The organism is Roseovarius sp., from assembly GCF_030373445.1.
GTDB lineage: Bacteria > Pseudomonadota > Alphaproteobacteria > Rhodobacterales > Rhodobacteraceae > Roseovarius.
Genome location: NZ_JAUCYU010000008.1, coordinates 61,012 through 75,981 on the forward strand (window position 1 = coordinate 61,012; position 14,970 = coordinate 75,981).

The following is a 14,970-nucleotide window of genomic DNA, read 5'->3' on the forward strand; positions in this document are numbered from 1 at the left end:
GGAAATACTCAATTCCCCGGCCAGGGCCCGCGATACCGCATCCGGTGGGCACAGACCATCCGGCAAATCACCCCCGGGGGATTCAGAGGCTTGTGCCCACACCCATCGTGAACCGTCCCGAGACGAAATCGGCGCCGACCCCGCCGCTCAGCCCGTTCGAGCCCATCCCGACATTGGCATTCATCGACGGCTGGATCGGTTCGCCATCGGCGCCACAGGCCGCCAGCGCCGCGAGGCTCACAAGAACGAAGACGCGTTTCATGACAGGATCTCCTTCCACCGGGCTATCTGTTCGCGCACGCGTACCGGTGCGGTGCCGCCAAGGCTCGTCCGGGACGCCACCGAATTATGCACACCCAGCACGTCGAATACATCCCCCGTGATCGCCCCGTGCACCGTTTGCATGTCCTCGAGGCTCAAATCCGGCAAATCGCACCCTTTCTTCTCGGCCATCGCCACCAGCGATCCGGTCACGTGATGCGCCTCCCGGAACGGCATGCCCAGCACCCGCACCAGCCAGTCGGCCAGGTCCGTGGCGGTCGAGAACCCGGTCGCCGCCGCCGCCTCGAGGTTCTCGCGCAACGGTGTCATGTCGCGCACCATCCCCTCCATCGCCGCCAGCGCCAGCATCAGGTGATCGGCCGCGTCGAAGACCTGCTCCTTGTCCTCCTGCATGTCCTTGGAATAGGCCAAGGGCAGCCCCTTCATCACCGTCATCAGCGCCACGTTCGCCCCGAAGATCCGCCCCACCTTGGCCCGCAGAAGCTCCGCCGCGTCGGGATTCTTCTTCTGCGGCATGATCGACGACCCGGTCGAGAACCGGTCGGAGAGCGCCACGAACCGGAACTGCGCCGATGACCAGATCACCAGCTCCTCGGCAAACCGGCTCAGGTGCATCGCGCAGATGCTGGCCACACCCAGGAATTCCAGCGCGAAATCCCGGTCGCTCACCGCATCGAGGCTGTTGGCACAGGGCCGGTCAAACCCCAGCGCCTCCGCCGTCATCTCCCGGTCGATCGGGAAAGACGTGCCCGCCAGCGCCGCCGCGCCCAGCGGGCATTCGTTCATCCGCTTCCGCGCATCGCGCACCCGGCTCAGATCCCGCCCGAACATCTCCACATAGGCCATCATGTGATGGCCCCATGTCACCGGCTGCGCCACCTGCAGATGCGTGAACCCCGGCATGACCCAGTCCGCCCCGGCCTCCGCCTGCGCGAGGCACGCTTGCAAGAGCGTGACGAGCCCCGCCTCCGCCGCATCCAGCTGATCGCGCACCCACAACCGGAAATCCGTCGCCACCTGGTCATTCCGGCTCCGGCCCGTGTGCAGACGCCCGGCAGGCTCGCCGATCACCTCCTTCAGCCGCGCCTCGACATTCATGTGAATGTCCTCCAGCGCGGTGGAAAATTCGAACGTGCCGCCTTCGATCTCTGACAAGACCGTGAGCAGCCCTTCCCTCATCGCCTCGGCATCCTTATCACTGACGATGCCCGTCGCGGCCAGCATGGCGGCATGGGCCCTCGAGCCGGCGATATCCTGTGCCGCCAGACGCTTGTCGAACCCGATCGAGGCGTTAATTGCCTCCATGATCGCGTCCGGTCCGGCGGCAAAGCGGCCGCCCCACATCTGGTTCGAGGTCGTGTCAGTCATGTCTTGGCCCTTCGGAGGGAATATGAAAATCCTGTCTGCGCTCGTCCTTTATACATGCATGATCCTCGGTGCAAACGCCGCCGCGGCCGACATGAACAAGCTCGCCGCCATGCGCGAGGGCGACATGAAGAAACTCTCCTTCCATTCCGAGCCGAAGGAGGTCTCGCAGGCCAGCTACACCATGGAAGACGGCAGCACCGGTTCGCTCGCCGATTACCAGGGCAAGATCGCGGTGGTGAACTTCTGGGCCACCTGGTGCGCCCCCTGCCGCAAGGAAATGCCCATGCTCTCCGAGCTGCAATCCGACCTGGGCGGCGAGGATTTCGACGTCGTCACCATCGCCACCGGCCGCAACCCGCCCCCGGCAATGAAATCCTTCTTCGACGAGATCGGCGTCGACAATCTCCCCCTCCACCGCGACCCCAAGATGCAGATCTCGCGCGAGATGGGCATCCTCGGCCTGCCGATCACCGTCATCCTGAACCGCGACGGGCAGGAGATCGCGCGGATGCAGGGCGACGCCCACTGGAACTCCGACAGCGCCAAGGCGATTCTCAGGGCGTTGATCGAGGACGGCGCCTCCGGCTGACATCTCTTGCCGGATGGCGCGGGAAGGTCTAAGGCCCGTTCCATGTTCGACAACGCCGACGATATCCACCCGCTGTTCGAGGGCGCCCCCTCAAGCACCGAGTTCAAGAAACTCCGCAAACGCATCGTGCGCCAGACGCGCGAGGCGGTGGAACAGTACGGCATGGTCGAAAAGGGTGCCAAGTGGCTCGTCTGCCTTTCCGGAGGGAAAGACAGCTACACCCTGCTGGCCATTCTCTACGAGCTGAAATGGCGCGGCCTCCTGCCGGTCGAGCTGCTGGCCTGCAACCTCGACCAGGGCCAGCCCGGCTTCCCAGCCACTGTCCTGCCCGAGTTCCTCGAGAAAATGGGCGTGCCCCACCGGATCGAGTACCAGGACACCTATTCCGTCGTCGTCGACAAGGTCCCGCAGGGCCGCACCTACTGTGCCCTCTGCTCGCGCCTCCGCCGCGGCCACCTCTACCGCATCGCCCGCGAGGAAGGCTGTTCGGCCGTCGTACTCGGTCACCACCGCGACGACATCCTCGAGACGTTCTTCATGAACCTCTTCCACGGCGGCCGCCTTGCCACCATGCCCCCGAAACTGGTCAACGAAGAGGGCGACCTCTTCCTCTACCGCCCCCTCTCCTTCGTCGCCGAGGCCGATTGCGAGCGCTTCGCCAAGGCCATGAACTACCCGATCATCCCCTGCGACCTCTGCGGCTCGCAGGACGGGCTCCAGCGCCAGCAGGTCAAGCAGATCCTCGATGGCTGGGAACGCAATTCCCCCGGCCGCCGGCAGGTCATGTTCCGGTCACTGATGAACGCCCGGCCGTCCCACCTGCTCGATTCGGGCCTCTTCGATTTCGCCGGCCTCCAGCGGCGGAACGCAGAGGATACGGCCTTGCAAAACGGGCCGGACGCACCGCCGAAGCTGCGTTAAGGAAAAATTGAGCGACAGGACGTAGCGTCCGGGCACAAACCGGGAACGTCCATGATTCTACGCATCCGACAAACCTGTGCCCTGCTGCGCCGACAGCTCGCCGACCTGTTGACCGGGCCGCTGGCGCTGGCCCTTTTGCCGGCGCTCCTGCTGGCGGGTTACTGGGCAGGGGGCGAATCGGCCCTGCTCTGGTCAACCGTCGCCTTCCCTGCCCTGCTCGTCGTGGCCGGTGTCTTCGGCCGCACGCCCGCACCCGCCGGCATGGAGACCGGCCCGCCCGCCCCCGGCGCCTCGCTGGAGGAGGCGATCGATGCCGCCCTCCTGCGCGCCCGCGACCAGGGCGGTATGACCGCCTGCATGATGCTGGAACTGGAAAACCACGCCGCACTCCGCAACACACATGGCGACGCCGCGACCGGGCAGGCCGCCGACCGCGTCGCCGACCGGCTGAACGCCTGCCTGCGCCGGCGGGACAGGGTGTTCCGCTTCGACGATGCGATCTTCGGCATCGTTCTCTCCCCGCCCCGCTCCATGACGCCCGAGGCCGTATGCAAGCTTGCCGCCCGCCTCCAAGGCGAGGCGCAGCGCCCCGCCCCCGCAGCACCGGAGGGGCCGCGCTTCACCGCGGCCATCGGCATCTGCCTGTCCGCCGGCGGCCTTGCGGAAAACGGGTCCGGCCTCGCGGCCGTCGCCACTGCGGCCCTGCGCGAGGCCGCGACGCACGGGCCGTCCGCGATCCGCGTTCGCCGGCCCGAACCGGGCATCCCGGCACCGGGCATCCGACCCGCCCGCCCGCAGGACGAAATCGCACAGGCCCTCAACGGCGGGGAAATCATCGCCTGGTACCAGCCCCAGCTTTGCACCGATACCGGCCGCGTGTCGGGCTTCGAGGCACTGGCGCGCTGGCGCCATCCGCAACGCGGCGTACTCCTGCCCGGTGCCTTCCTGCCGCATGTCGAAAAGGCCGGCCTGACCGGCACGCTCCAGGCGATCATGCTGCGCGAGGCGCTGGAGGCGGTTGGCCGCTGGGACGGTGCGGGGTTCACCATCCCCGGCGTCGGTGTCAACTTCTCGCCCACCGACCTGCGCGACCCCGCCCTCCCCGACACCATCGCGTGGGAGCTCGACCGCAACGATCTCGCCCCGTCCCGCCTCAAGATCGAGATCCTCGAAACCGTCGTGTCCACCTCTCCGGATGACGACACCGCCCGCAACATCCGCCGCCTCTCCGACCTCGGTTGCCGCATCGACCTCGACGATTTCGGCACCGGCCACGCCTCGATCTCCTCGCTCAAGCGGTTTTCCATCGACCGGCTCAAGATCGACCGCTCCTTCGTGCGCGGCATCGACACCGACCCGCGCCAGCAGCGCATGGTCGCGGCGATCCTGACCATGGCCGAACAGCTCGAACTCGAAACCCTCGCCGAAGGGGTCGAGACCGCCGGCGAACACTCCCTCCTGGCCCAGCTCGGCTGTGGCCATGTGCAGGGGTTCGGCATCGCCCGGCCGATGCCGCCCGAGGCCACGCTGCCGTGGCTGCGCACCCATTCGGGCAAGCTTCAGGCCCCGCCGGACCTGCGCAAGGGCGCGGTCTGACGGCACGGCATCTGGCCGCACCTAGCCGCGAATTGCCCTGAATCCCCTTGACCTTTCGTCCTGCACTCTGTTGAACCCCGTCAAACTTTCTCAACCACGGGTGCCGCTGGCGATGGACGACCAGAACAAGAACCTCATCCTTGCAACCGCGCTCAGCTTCGTGGTGATCTTGCTGTGGTTCGTGCTGTTCCCGCCGCCCGAGGCGACGGACACGGCCGACACGACGACACAGGAAACCTCCCAGCAGACCGGCCAGCAGGGCACCGACGACACCGGCGATGTCGCCGTCGCCCCCGGCTCGGCCGACCCCGGCGCCGACACCGGCACCGCCACGGCCGCCGCCACCGAGGAAGCCCCCGCCGAGGACGAGGCGCCCCGCGTCCAGATCGACACGCCCGAGCTTCTGGGCTCCATCTCGCTCCGCGGCGGGCGCATCGACCAGCTCGCGCTCAAGGACTACCGCGAGACGCTCGACCCCGACTCCGACATCGTCAGCCTGCTCTCGCCCGTCGGCAGCGATACCCCCTATTACGCGCTCTTCGGCTGGGCCCCCGGCAGCGGCCTCTCGCGTGACGAGGTGCCGGGCGCCAACACCCTGTGGGAGCTCGAGGGCGACGGCACGCTCACCCCCGACAGCCCCATCGTGCTGACCTGGGACAACGGCGCCGGCCTGACCTTCCGCCGCGAGATGAGCGTCGACGACAAGTTCATGTTCACCGTCACCCAGTCGGTCGAGAATACCGGCGATGACACCCGGTCTCTCGCCCCCTACGGCATCCTCGCCCGCCACGGCACGCCGCCGGACCTGAAGAACTTCTTCATCCTGCACGAGGGCGGCATCCGCATCGTCGACGGCGAGCTGACCGAGATCGACTACGACGATTTCGAACCCGCCTCGAACCACGAAACCCTCGCCGTGGAAGAGGCCGCCTGGACCGGCTTCACCGATCACTACTGGATGACCACGCTGATTCCCGAACAGCGCGCCGGCACCAAGATCAGCACCTTCCGCGACGGCCGCCGCGACATCTACCAGACCACCGCGCGCCACCCCACCGTCACCCTCGCCGCCGGCGAATCCGCCACCAGCTCGACCCGCGTCTTCGCCGGGGCCAAGGAATGGGCCACCATCCGCGACTACCAGAACGAGCAGGACGTCCCGAAATTCCTCGACTCGATCGACTGGGGCTGGTTCTTTTTCCTGACCAAGCCGATCTTCGCCGTGCTGCACTGGCTCAACGCCATGATCGGCAACATGGGCTGGGCGATCATCGCGCTCACGCTCATCATCAAGGCGCTGCTGCTGCCGCTCGCGTACAAGTCCTACGTCTCGATGGCGAAGATGAAGGAACTCCAGCCGCAGATGGAGAAGATCAAGGAAAGCGCCGGCGACGACCGCCAGAAGCTTCAGCAGGAGATGATGGCGCTCTACAAGAAGGAAAAGGTGAACCCCGCCTCGGGCTGCCTGCCGATCCTGCTGCAGATCCCGATCTTCTTCTCGCTCTACAAGGTGATCTTCGTCACCCTCGAACTGCGCCACGCGCCGTGGGTCGGCTGGATCCGCGACCTCTCGGCGCCCGATCCCTCGTCGCTCTACAATCTCTGGGGCCTGCTGCCCTGGGCCGCGCCGGAACCCGGCTCGATCCTCGCGCTGATCTTCATCGGCATCCTGCCGCTGGGCCTCGGCATCTCGATGTGGCTGCAGCAGAAACTGAACCCGGCCCCCACCGACCCGACGCAACAGATGATCTTCGCCTGGATGCCGTGGGTGTTCATGTTCATGCTCGGCAGCTTCGCCAGCGGCCTGGTCCTCTACTGGATCGCGAACAACACCATCACCTTCGCCCAGCAATACCTGATCATGCGCAGCCAGGGCTACAAGCCGGATGTCTTCGGCAACATCAAGTCGAGCTTCAAGAAGAAGCCCAAAGCCACCGAGGACGCCAAGAAGCCCAACAAGTCCGGGGGCAAGTAATGACCACGGTCGCCGCGCTCTGGCGTCACCCGATCAAGGGCCACGGGCGCGAGACGCTGGACCGCGTCACCCTGACCGAGGGGCAGACCATGCCCTATGACCGGCGCTGGGCCGTCGCCCACGAGGCGGCCCGCGCCGACGGGTCCGAATGGGCCCCCTGTGCCGAGTTTTCACGCGGCGCCAAGGTGCCCGCGCTCATGGCCATCGACGCCCGAACGGACGAGGCCACCGGCACGGTCACCCTCACCCATCCCGACCGGCCCCCCGTCACCTTCGACCCCGACACCGAGTCGCGCGCCTTCCTCGACTGGGTCCGCCCGCTCATGCCGGAAAACCGGGCCCAGTCTACCCGCATCGTCCGGGTCGAGGGCCGCGGCATGACTGACACCGATTTCTCCTCCATCAGCCTGATCAACCTCGCCTCGAACGACGCGCTCGCCGGCGAGATGGAGCAGGACCTCTCGCCGCTCCGCTGGCGGGCCAACATCCACCTCACCGGCCTGCCCGCATGGTCGGAGTTTGACCTCGTCGGCAAGACAATCCGCATCGGCACCGCCGAGCTGGAGGTGCGCGAGCCCATCGTCCGCTGCCTCGCCACCACGGCCAACCCGGCCACGGGCGCGCGCGACGCCGACACGCTGGGCGCGCTCAAATCCGTCCATGGCCACCAGAATTTCGGAATCTACGCCCTCGTCACCAGGACCGGCGAGATCGCCACCGGCGACAGCGTCGAGCCGCTCTGATGGCGCTCCCCTTCCCCCTCGCCCCCGAGCCCGACCAGCACGCCTCCGAGACGGGCCGCAAGCTCTTTGCCGGGCAAGTCGATTTCGTGAAAGGCGTGGTCGCCATGTCCGGCCTGCCCCCTGCCGACCGGGCCGAGGTCTGCTTCGCCGGCCGCTCGAACGTGGGGAAATCCTCGCTGATCAATGCGCTCACCGGCCGCAAGGCGCTCGCCCGCGCCTCCAACACGCCGGGCCGCACGCAGGAAATCAACTACTTTGCCCTGGGCGACAGCCACTACCTCGTCGACCTGCCCGGCTACGGCTACGCCAACGCCCCCCTGCCCAAGGTCGCGGCGTGGCAGGCGCTCTTGAAGCAATACCTCTCCGGCCGCGCCACCCTGCGCCGCGCCTTCGTCCTGATCGACGCCCGCCACGGCATCAAGGAGGTCGACGAGGAGATCCTCTCGCTCCTCGATTCCGCCGCCGTCACCTTCCAATGCGTCCTGACCAAGGCCGACAAGGTCAAGGCCCAGGACCGCGAGACGGTGCTGACACAGGTCCGCGGCAAGCTGGCCAAACACCCCGCCGCCTTCCCCGAGATCATCCTGACCTCCAGCGAAAAGGGCGACGGCCTCGCCACCCTCCGCGCGACGATCGCCGGCGTGGCCTAGCTCTCCCCGCCCCGTTCCCCGAGCCTCGCCATCCAACCGCCAGAGGTCCCGGGTCAGGCCCGGGACGGGTAGCAAGTCTCCAAACCACCGCCACCTTTCCAACCCGCCCCGACCCCCGAGCCGGGGCCTCTTCTCAAAACGCTAGGGGTCCCGGGGCACCTTCAACTTACGACTCCAAATAAGAACAAAACGTGAATATACTCCCCGAGTCATGTTCACCGAGCTCTCCGCCACCTCCAATTTCACCTTCCTGACCGGCGCCTCCCACCCCGAGGAATACATAAGCCGGGCGGCCTTTCTCGGCCTGCCGGCGCTCGCCATCGCCGACACCAATTCCGTGGCCGGCATCGTCCGCGCCCACACCGAAGCCCGCGAGATCGCCCGCCAGGTCGCCGAACGCCGCGCACTCGAATCGCAGAACGGCCCCATCGGCCCGCCCGCCCCCGATCCGCAACCGCCCGAATGGGCCCACACACCGCGCCTCATCCCCGCCGCCCGCCTCTGCCTCACCGAAGGGATCGAGCTGACCGCCCTGCCGCGCGACCGCACCGGCTGGGCGCGCCTCTGCCGGCTAATCAGCACCGGCCGCCTGCGCGCCGAGAAGGGCACCTGCCGCCTGACCATCGCCGACCTGCTGGAAAACGGCGGCCACATGGCCCTCCTCCTCCACCCGCCCGGGCGCCAGGACAAGCGCGACTGGGCCAGAGGCGCCCGCCGCCTCATCCGCCGTTACGGCGCCGACATGCACCTCCTCATGGCCCCCCGCTACGACGGGCAGGACCGGGCCCGCTTCGACACCCTCGCCGAGCTCGCCCGCCGCCTCGGCCTGCCCACCATCGCCTCGGCCACGCCAATGATGCACCACGCCCGCCGCCGCCGCCTCGCCGACGTGCTCACCGCCATCCGCACCGGCCGCCGGGTGGAGGCGCTGGGCCGCGACGCGCTCGCCAACGGCGAATGCCGCCTGCGCTCCCACACCGAAATGCTCCGCCTCTTCCCCGGCCACGAGGACGCCGTCCACCGCACCGGAGAGCTTGCCGACACCCTCGCCTTTTCCCTCGACGAGCTGCGCTACGAATACCCAAGCGAGCTCTCCGACGGCGAAACCCCCGCCAGCCGCCTGCGCCGCCTCGCCTATGAAGGCCTGCGCTGGCGCTACCCCTACGGCGCGCCCGAGAAGGTGAAAAACATGCTCGAACACGAGCTCGCCCTCATCGCCAAGCTGAAATACGAGCCCTACTTCCTCACCGTGAACGACGTGGTCGCCTTCGCCCGCTCCCGCGACATCCTCTGCCAGGGGCGCGGCTCGGCGGCCAACTCGGTGGTCTGCTACTGCCTGGGCGTCACCAGCGTCTCGCCCGAAACCGGCACAATGGTCTTCGAGCGCTTCGTCTCCGAGGCCCGGAACGAGCCGCCCGATATCGACGTCGATTTCGAGCACGAACGCCGCGAGGAGGTGATCCAGCACATCTACGAGCGCTACGGCCGCCACCGCGCCGGGCTCTGCGCCACGGTCATCCACTACCGCGGCAAGCGGGCGATCCGCGAGGTCGGCGCCGCCATGGGCCTCTCACAGGACACCGTCGGCGCGCTGTCGTCACAACTCTGGGGCTTCTTCGCCGCCGGCAACCTCGAACGCCAGCGGCTTCAGGAAATCGGCCTCGACCCCGACGACCCCCGCCTGCGCCAGACCATGGAGCTGATGCGCGAGATCGAGGGCTTCCCCCGCCACCTCAGCCAACACGTCGGCGGCTTCGTCATCACCGAGGGGCGGCTCGACGAACTGGTCCCCATTGAAAACGCCACCATGGAAAACCGCACCGTCATCTGCTGGGACAAGGACGATATCGACAGCCTCGGCATCCTAAAGGTCGACGTGCTGGCGCTTGGCATGCTCACCTGCATCCGCAAGGCCTTCACCCTCCTGCAACAACACCACGGGACCAACTACACCCTCGCCACCCTGCCGCCCGAAGACCCGGTCGTCTACGACATGCTCTGCGCGGCCGACAGCATCGGCGTCTTCCAGGTGGAAAGCCGGGCCCAGATGAACTTCCTCCCCCGGATGCGGCCCCGCTGCTTCTACGACCTCGTCATCGAGGTCGCCATCATCCGCCCTGGCCCGATCCAGGGGGACATGGTCCACCCCTATATCCGCCGCCGCAACGGCGAAGAGGCCGTCGAATTCCCCTCCGACGAGCTGGGCCAGGTCCTCGGAAAAACCCTCGGCGTGCCGCTCTTCCAGGAACAGGCGATGCAGATCGCCATCACCGGCGCGGGCTTCACCCCGGAAGAGGCCGACCGCCTCCGCCGCTCGCTCGCCACCTTCAAGAAAAACGGCTCGGTCAGCGAATTCCGCACCCGCTTCCTCAGCGGCATGGCGAAGAATGGCTACGACGCCGACTTCGCCGAACGCTGCTTTTCCCAGATCGAGGGCTTCGGCTCCTACGGCTTCCCCGAAAGCCACGCGGCCTCCTTCGCGCTGCTGGTCTATGCCAGCGCCTGGATCAAGCGCCACCACCCCGCCGTCTTCGCCTGCGCGCTGCTGAACTCCCAGCCGATGGGCTTCTACGCCCCGGCGCAGATCGTCCGCGACGCCCGCGAGCACGGGGTCGAGGTGCGGCCGGTCTGCATCCAGTCAAGCTACTACGACAACGTCCTCGAACCCGACGAGCGCGGCAGCCTCGCCCTCCGCCTCGGCTTCCGACAGGTCAAGGGCCTGTCCGAGGAAGACGCGGGCTGGATCACGGCCGCCCGCGGCAACGGCTACACGCAGGTCTCCGACATCTGGCGCCGCGCCGGCGTGCCACCCGCCACCCTCACCCGGCTGGCCGAGGCCGACGCCTTCGCCGCGCTCGGCCTGACCCGCCGCGAGGCGCTGTGGGAAGCGCGCGCGCTGGCCGGCGACAAACCCCTGCCGCTCTTCGCCGGCGACATGGAGGGCGAGGCCATCCTTGAGCCCGCCGCCCACCTGCCGCAGATGACCCTGGGCGAGGAGGTGGTCGAGGATTATGTCGCCACACGGCTCTCGCTCAAGGCGCACCCGGTGGCACTCCTGCGCCATATCCTGACGCCATCGTACGCGTCGGGCGGGGGGAATTGAGTATTTTTGGAAAGATGAAAGCCGGGGCGCGGCGCACTGCCCGCCCCGGCAAAGCCCGAAAGGCTTACATATCGGCCAGAAGGCCCTCGCCCGCCGACACTTCGCAGGTGCCCGGGCTGTCCTCGAGGTTCAGCACGCTCACCTTGCCGTCCTCGACCAGCATCGCATAGCGCTTCGAGCGGTCGATCAGGCCCGCGGGCGGCGCCGAGAAGTCCATGCCCAACGCCTTGGTGAATTTCGCCTCCGGATCGCCCAGCATGGTGATCCCGGCATCCGACGCGCCGGTCGCCTCGCCCCAGTTGCCCATCACGAACGGGTCGTTCACGCTGACGCAGATGATCTCGTCCACGCCTTTCTCGGCAAACTGGTCCTTGGTGCGGATGAAGCTCGGCACATGCGCCGAATGGCAGGTGGGCGTGAACGCCCCCGGCACGGCGAAGATCACAACCTTGCGCCCATCGGTTTTCGAGGAAAGCTCGACCGGTTCCGGCCCTTCACCCCCCATCTGAACCAGCGTTGCATCGGGAAGCTTGTCGCCAACAGTGATCGTCATTGTCGCATCCTGTCTATCAATTGCGTTTCCATCGGGGGTAGATATAGGGTCACGTCGACGGACTGACCATGATAAATCGGGAGGATCGGGCATGCCCGGCATAGTCGTGATCGGAGCGGGGCAGGCAGGCGCCTCGCTGGTGACCAAACTGCGCGCGCTGGGTTACGAGGGCCAGGTCGCCCTCATCGGTGAGGAACACGCGCCCCCCTACCAGCGCCCGCCGCTCTCCAAGAAATACCTGCTCGGCGAGATGGAGCTCGAACGCCTCTTCCTCCGCCCCGAAAGCTTCTATGGCGAGAACGGGATCGACCTGCACCTCGACACCCGCGTCGACGCCATCGACCGGCAGGGCAAGCTGGTGATCGCCGGCGGCAAATCCATCCCCTACGAGCATCTTGTGCTCACCACCGGCTCCGTCCCCCGCCGCCTCCCCGGCAGCATTGGCGGCGAACTGCGCGGCGTCTACGTGATGCGCGACCTGAACGATGTCGACACGATGGCGCCCGAATTTACCGAAGGCAAACGCGTGCTCATCGTCGGCGGCGGCTATATCGGGCTCGAAGCAGCGGCGGTCGCGGCCTCGAAGGGGCTCAAGGTCACGCTGGTGGAAATGGCCGACCGCATTCTCCAGCGCGTCGCCTGCAAGGAAACCTCCGACTATTTCCGCAAGCTTCACACCGATCACGGCGTCGATATCCGCGAAGGCATCGGCCTCGACACCCTCACCGGCGACGGCCACGTCACCGGCGCGCGCCTCTCCGACGGCACGGAGATCGAGACCGATTTCGTCATCGTCGGCGTCGGCATCACGCCCGCCACCGCCCTGGCCGAAGCCGCAGGTCTCGAGGTCGAGAATGGCATCAAGACCGACGACCACGGCCGCACCTCCGACGCCGCCATCTGGGCCGCGGGCGATTGCGCCTCCTTCCCCCATGACGGCGCCCGCATCCGGCAGGAAAGCGTGCCCAACGCCATCGACATGGCCGAACTGGTGGCCGAAAACATCATGGGCGCCGACAAGTCTTACGTCCCCCAGCCGTGGTTCTGGTCCGACCAGTACGACGTCAAGCTGCAGATCGCCGGGCTGAACACCGGCTATGACCGCGTGATCGCCCGCCCGGGCGAGCATGAGAACGCGGCGTCCTTCTGGTACTACAAGGGCGACAACCTGCTCGCCGTCGACGCCATGAACGACGCCCGCGCCTACATGGTCGGCAAACGCCTGATCGACGCCGGCAAATCGCCTGATCCCGACGCCATCGAGAATGTCGACACCGATCTCAAGGCGCTCCTGAAAGCATGAGGATCATCGGCGGCGCCTTCCGCGGCCGCCGGCTGGCGTCGGTGGGCAAGGGCGATGCGGCCGCGCATCTCCGCCCCACCTCCGACCGGGTGCGCGAAAGCCTCTTCAACGTGCTCGCCAACGCCCATGCCGACCGGCTGGACGACGCCCGCGTGCTCGACCTCTTCGCCGGCACCGGCGCCCTGGGGCTCGAGGCCCTCTCCCGCGGCGCGGCCCATGTCACCTTCGTCGAAAGCGGCCGCGCGGCCCAGAAACTCCTGCGCGAGAACATCCGCCTCTGCGGTGCCGAAGACCTGACGCAAATCCTCCCCCGCGACGCCCGCAAACCCGGCCCCGCCCCCGCGCCCTGCACCCTCGTCTTCCTCGACCCGCCTTATGGCAAGGGCCTTGGCGAACAGGCCCTCGCCGCCGCCATTACACAGGGCTGGCTCGCTCATGACGCCCTGATCATCTGGGAAGAAAGCGCCGACATCACCCCGCCAGACGGCCTCACCCTCCTAGACGAGCGCCGCTACGGCGACACCTTCATCCGCCTCTTGGAACGCGCCAACCCCTGAGCTTCTTCTGGCCAAAAATATCCCGGGGGAGGCGTTGAATTTCCAAGGGAAATTCAACGTTGGGGGCAGCGCCCCCATAACTCAACCCTTCATCAACTCCGGCAGATCTCCGGTCAGCCCCGCCGCCTCGCGAATGAACCCGCGCCGCAGCCCCGGCATCGCGCCAAGCACGCCCATCCCGATATCGCGACCCAGCCGCAACACCGGATTGTCATTCGAAAACAGCCGGTTCGTCGCATCCGTCACCGCCGCCAGCGTCGCCGTATCGAACCGCCGCCACTGCTGGTAGCGCTCCAGAACATCCGGCGCCGCGAAATCCTCGCCCCGCCGCGCGGCCTCGCTCACCACCTGCGCCAAAGCCCCCACATCGCGCAGCCCGGCATTCAGCCCCTGCCCGGCAATCGGGTGCATCCCGTGCGCTGCGTCGCCGACAAGCGCCAGCCGCTCGGCCACGAAACTGTTGGCGATGGTCAGGCCAAGCGGATAGGTATACCGCTTGCCCTTCAGGCTAATTTCCCCAAGGAAATCGCCGAAGCGCGGCCGCAGCACCTCCATGAAATCGTCGTCGCTCAGCGCCGCAAACGACGCCGCCGTCGCCTCACTCTCGCTCCAGACGATCGAACTTACATTCCCCGGCAGGGGCAAAATCGCCAGCGGCCCGGGCGGCATGAAAAACTGGTGCGCAATCCCGTGATGCGGCAACTCATGCGCCACCGCCGCCACCAGCGCCGTCTGCCCATAGCCCCAGCCCGTCCGCCGGATCCCGGCCCGTACCGCCGTCCCCGACGCACGCCCGTCACAGCCCACGACCATCCGGCCCGACACGGTCTTCCCCGAGGCCAGCGTCAGCGTCACACCGCGCGCGTCAACCTCCTGCGCCGAAACGCTGTCGGTGACCTGGGTGATCCCCTCGGCCTCGTCCATCGTCTCCAGCAAGGCCCGCCGCAAATACCGGTCCTCGATCATCTGCCCCATCGGGCCTTCCTCGATCTCGGCGTGGTCGAAATGCAGGAAAAACGGCGACGGCCCCTCGCCCGCGCGCCCGTCCGACACCTTGATCTCCAGCATCGGCTGGGCATGGTCCTCGACCCGCTCCCACACACCGATCCGCCGCAGAAGCCGCACCGAGGCCAGCGCCAGCGCATAGCCCCGCCCGTCGAACGCCGCATCCTTGCGCACGGTCTCGGGAAGCGCATCGATCACGGTCACGCTGCGCCCCGCCTGGGCCAGCGCAAGCGCCAGCGCCGGGCCGTTCAACCCCCCGCCGACAATCAGGATATCGCTCATCTCGCTCATGCCCCTCAATATGGACAGCCCTGCGGGATTGTCC

General features: G+C 67.4%; 13 protein-coding genes. 9 read left to right on the top strand and 4 right to left on the bottom strand.

Features of this window, described 5'->3' with window-relative positions; translation table 11 throughout:
• Positions 1–82: 82 nt before the first annotated feature.
• Both QUV18_RS15015 and argH read right to left on the bottom strand, forming a co-directional pair.
• On the bottom strand, positions 83–262 hold the full coding sequence (locus tag QUV18_RS15015; protein ID WP_300894821.1) for an argininosuccinate lyase: 180 nt from the start codon (positions 260–262) through the stop codon (positions 83–85).
• Positions 259–1,650, bottom strand: a complete 1,392-nt coding sequence (gene argH / locus QUV18_RS15020; protein ID WP_300894822.1) for an argininosuccinate lyase — start codon at positions 1,648–1,650, stop codon at positions 259–261. Before argH ends, QUV18_RS15015 begins: the two co-directional genes overlap by 4 nt.
• Positions 1,651–1,708: 58 nt before the next feature.
• Between argH and QUV18_RS15025 the strand changes: the two genes are divergently transcribed.
• From QUV18_RS15025 to QUV18_RS15055, 7 genes are all read left to right on the top strand, one after another.
• Positions 1,709–2,239 carry a TlpA disulfide reductase family protein gene (locus QUV18_RS15025; RefSeq protein WP_300894823.1) on the top strand — a complete coding sequence of 177 codons (531 nt, stop codon included), beginning with the start codon at positions 1,709–1,711 and terminating at the stop codon, positions 2,237–2,239.
• 42 nt (positions 2,240–2,281) lie between these two features.
• Positions 2,282–3,160: a tRNA 2-thiocytidine(32) synthetase TtcA gene (ttcA, locus tag QUV18_RS15030; RefSeq protein WP_300894824.1), complete on the top strand. Its 879-nt coding sequence runs from the start codon at positions 2,282–2,284 to the stop codon at positions 3,158–3,160.
• 51 nt (positions 3,161–3,211) lie between these two features.
• The gene (locus QUV18_RS15035; protein WP_300894825.1) at positions 3,212–4,756 is read left to right on the top strand and encodes a bifunctional diguanylate cyclase/phosphodiesterase; all 1,545 of its coding nucleotides are present in this window, start codon (positions 3,212–3,214) and stop codon (positions 4,754–4,756) included.
• 112 nt (positions 4,757–4,868) lie between these two features.
• A complete protein-coding gene (gene yidC, locus QUV18_RS15040; protein WP_300894826.1) occupies positions 4,869–6,731 on the top strand; it encodes a membrane protein insertase YidC in 1,863 nt (620 codons plus the stop codon).
• On the top strand, positions 6,731–7,474 hold the full coding sequence (locus QUV18_RS15045; protein ID WP_300894827.1) for an MOSC domain-containing protein: 744 nt from the start codon (positions 6,731–6,733) through the stop codon (positions 7,472–7,474). Before yidC ends, QUV18_RS15045 begins: the two co-directional genes overlap by 1 nt.
• A complete protein-coding gene (yihA, locus tag QUV18_RS15050; protein WP_300894828.1) occupies positions 7,474–8,124 on the top strand; it encodes a ribosome biogenesis GTP-binding protein YihA/YsxC in 651 nt (216 codons plus the stop codon). Before QUV18_RS15045 ends, yihA begins: the two co-directional genes overlap by 1 nt.
• Before the next feature lie 211 nt (positions 8,125–8,335).
• Complete coding sequence (locus QUV18_RS15055; RefSeq protein WP_300894829.1) at positions 8,336–11,227, top strand: error-prone DNA polymerase; 2,892 nt, start codon at positions 8,336–8,338, stop codon at positions 11,225–11,227.
• 64 nt (positions 11,228–11,291) lie between these two features.
• Here the strand turns inward: QUV18_RS15055 and QUV18_RS15060 are convergent, their stop codons facing one another.
• A complete protein-coding gene (locus tag QUV18_RS15060; protein ID WP_300894830.1) occupies positions 11,292–11,780 on the bottom strand; it encodes a peroxiredoxin in 489 nt (162 codons plus the stop codon).
• Positions 11,781–11,871: 91 nt separating this feature from the next.
• On the opposite strand from QUV18_RS15060, the gene QUV18_RS15065 reads away from it, so the two are divergent.
• Both QUV18_RS15065 and rsmD read left to right on the top strand, forming a co-directional pair.
• Complete coding sequence (locus QUV18_RS15065) at positions 11,872–13,083, top strand: FAD/NAD(P)-binding oxidoreductase (RefSeq protein ID WP_300894831.1); 1,212 nt, start codon at positions 11,872–11,874, stop codon at positions 13,081–13,083.
• Positions 13,080–13,640: a 16S rRNA (guanine(966)-N(2))-methyltransferase RsmD gene (rsmD, locus tag QUV18_RS15070; protein ID WP_300894832.1), complete on the top strand. Its 561-nt coding sequence runs from the start codon at positions 13,080–13,082 to the stop codon at positions 13,638–13,640. Before QUV18_RS15065 ends, rsmD begins: the two co-directional genes overlap by 4 nt.
• Positions 13,641–13,721: 81 nt before the next feature.
• Here the strand turns inward: rsmD and QUV18_RS15075 are convergent, their stop codons facing one another.
• The gene (locus tag QUV18_RS15075; protein WP_300894833.1) at positions 13,722–14,936 is read right to left on the bottom strand and encodes an FAD-dependent monooxygenase; all 1,215 of its coding nucleotides are present in this window, start codon (positions 14,934–14,936) and stop codon (positions 13,722–13,724) included.
• Positions 14,937–14,970 lie beyond the last annotated feature (34 nt).

What these genes read in the sequence shown, in the direction of transcription:
- QUV18_RS15015 (WP_300894821.1), bottom strand. Translation starts at nt 262, where the DNA reads ATGAAACGCGTCTTCGTTCTTGTGAGCCTCGCGGCGCTGGCGGCCTGT.
- argH (WP_300894822.1), bottom strand. Translation starts at nt 1,650, where the DNA reads ATGACTGACACGACCTCGAACCAGATGTGGGGCGGCCGCTTTGCCGCC.
- QUV18_RS15025 (WP_300894823.1), top strand. Translation starts at nt 1,709, where the DNA reads ATGATCCTCGGTGCAAACGCCGCCGCGGCCGACATGAACAAGCTCGCC.
- ttcA (WP_300894824.1), top strand. Translation starts at nt 2,282, where the DNA reads ATGTTCGACAACGCCGACGATATCCACCCGCTGTTCGAGGGCGCCCCC.
- QUV18_RS15035 (WP_300894825.1), top strand. Translation starts at nt 3,212, where the DNA reads ATGATTCTACGCATCCGACAAACCTGTGCCCTGCTGCGCCGACAGCTC.
- yidC (WP_300894826.1), top strand. Translation starts at nt 4,869, where the DNA reads ATGGACGACCAGAACAAGAACCTCATCCTTGCAACCGCGCTCAGCTTC.
- QUV18_RS15045 (WP_300894827.1), top strand. Translation starts at nt 6,731, where the DNA reads ATGACCACGGTCGCCGCGCTCTGGCGTCACCCGATCAAGGGCCACGGG.
- yihA (WP_300894828.1), top strand. Translation starts at nt 7,474, where the DNA reads ATGGCGCTCCCCTTCCCCCTCGCCCCCGAGCCCGACCAGCACGCCTCC.
- QUV18_RS15055 (WP_300894829.1), top strand. Translation starts at nt 8,336, where the DNA reads ATGTTCACCGAGCTCTCCGCCACCTCCAATTTCACCTTCCTGACCGGC.
- QUV18_RS15060 (WP_300894830.1), bottom strand. Translation starts at nt 11,780, where the DNA reads ATGACGATCACTGTTGGCGACAAGCTTCCCGATGCAACGCTGGTTCAG.
- QUV18_RS15065 (WP_300894831.1), top strand. Translation starts at nt 11,872, where the DNA reads ATGCCCGGCATAGTCGTGATCGGAGCGGGGCAGGCAGGCGCCTCGCTG.
- rsmD (WP_300894832.1), top strand. Translation starts at nt 13,080, where the DNA reads ATGAGGATCATCGGCGGCGCCTTCCGCGGCCGCCGGCTGGCGTCGGTG.
- QUV18_RS15075 (WP_300894833.1), bottom strand. Translation starts at nt 14,936, where the DNA reads ATGAGCGAGATGAGCGATATCCTGATTGTCGGCGGGGGGTTGAACGGC.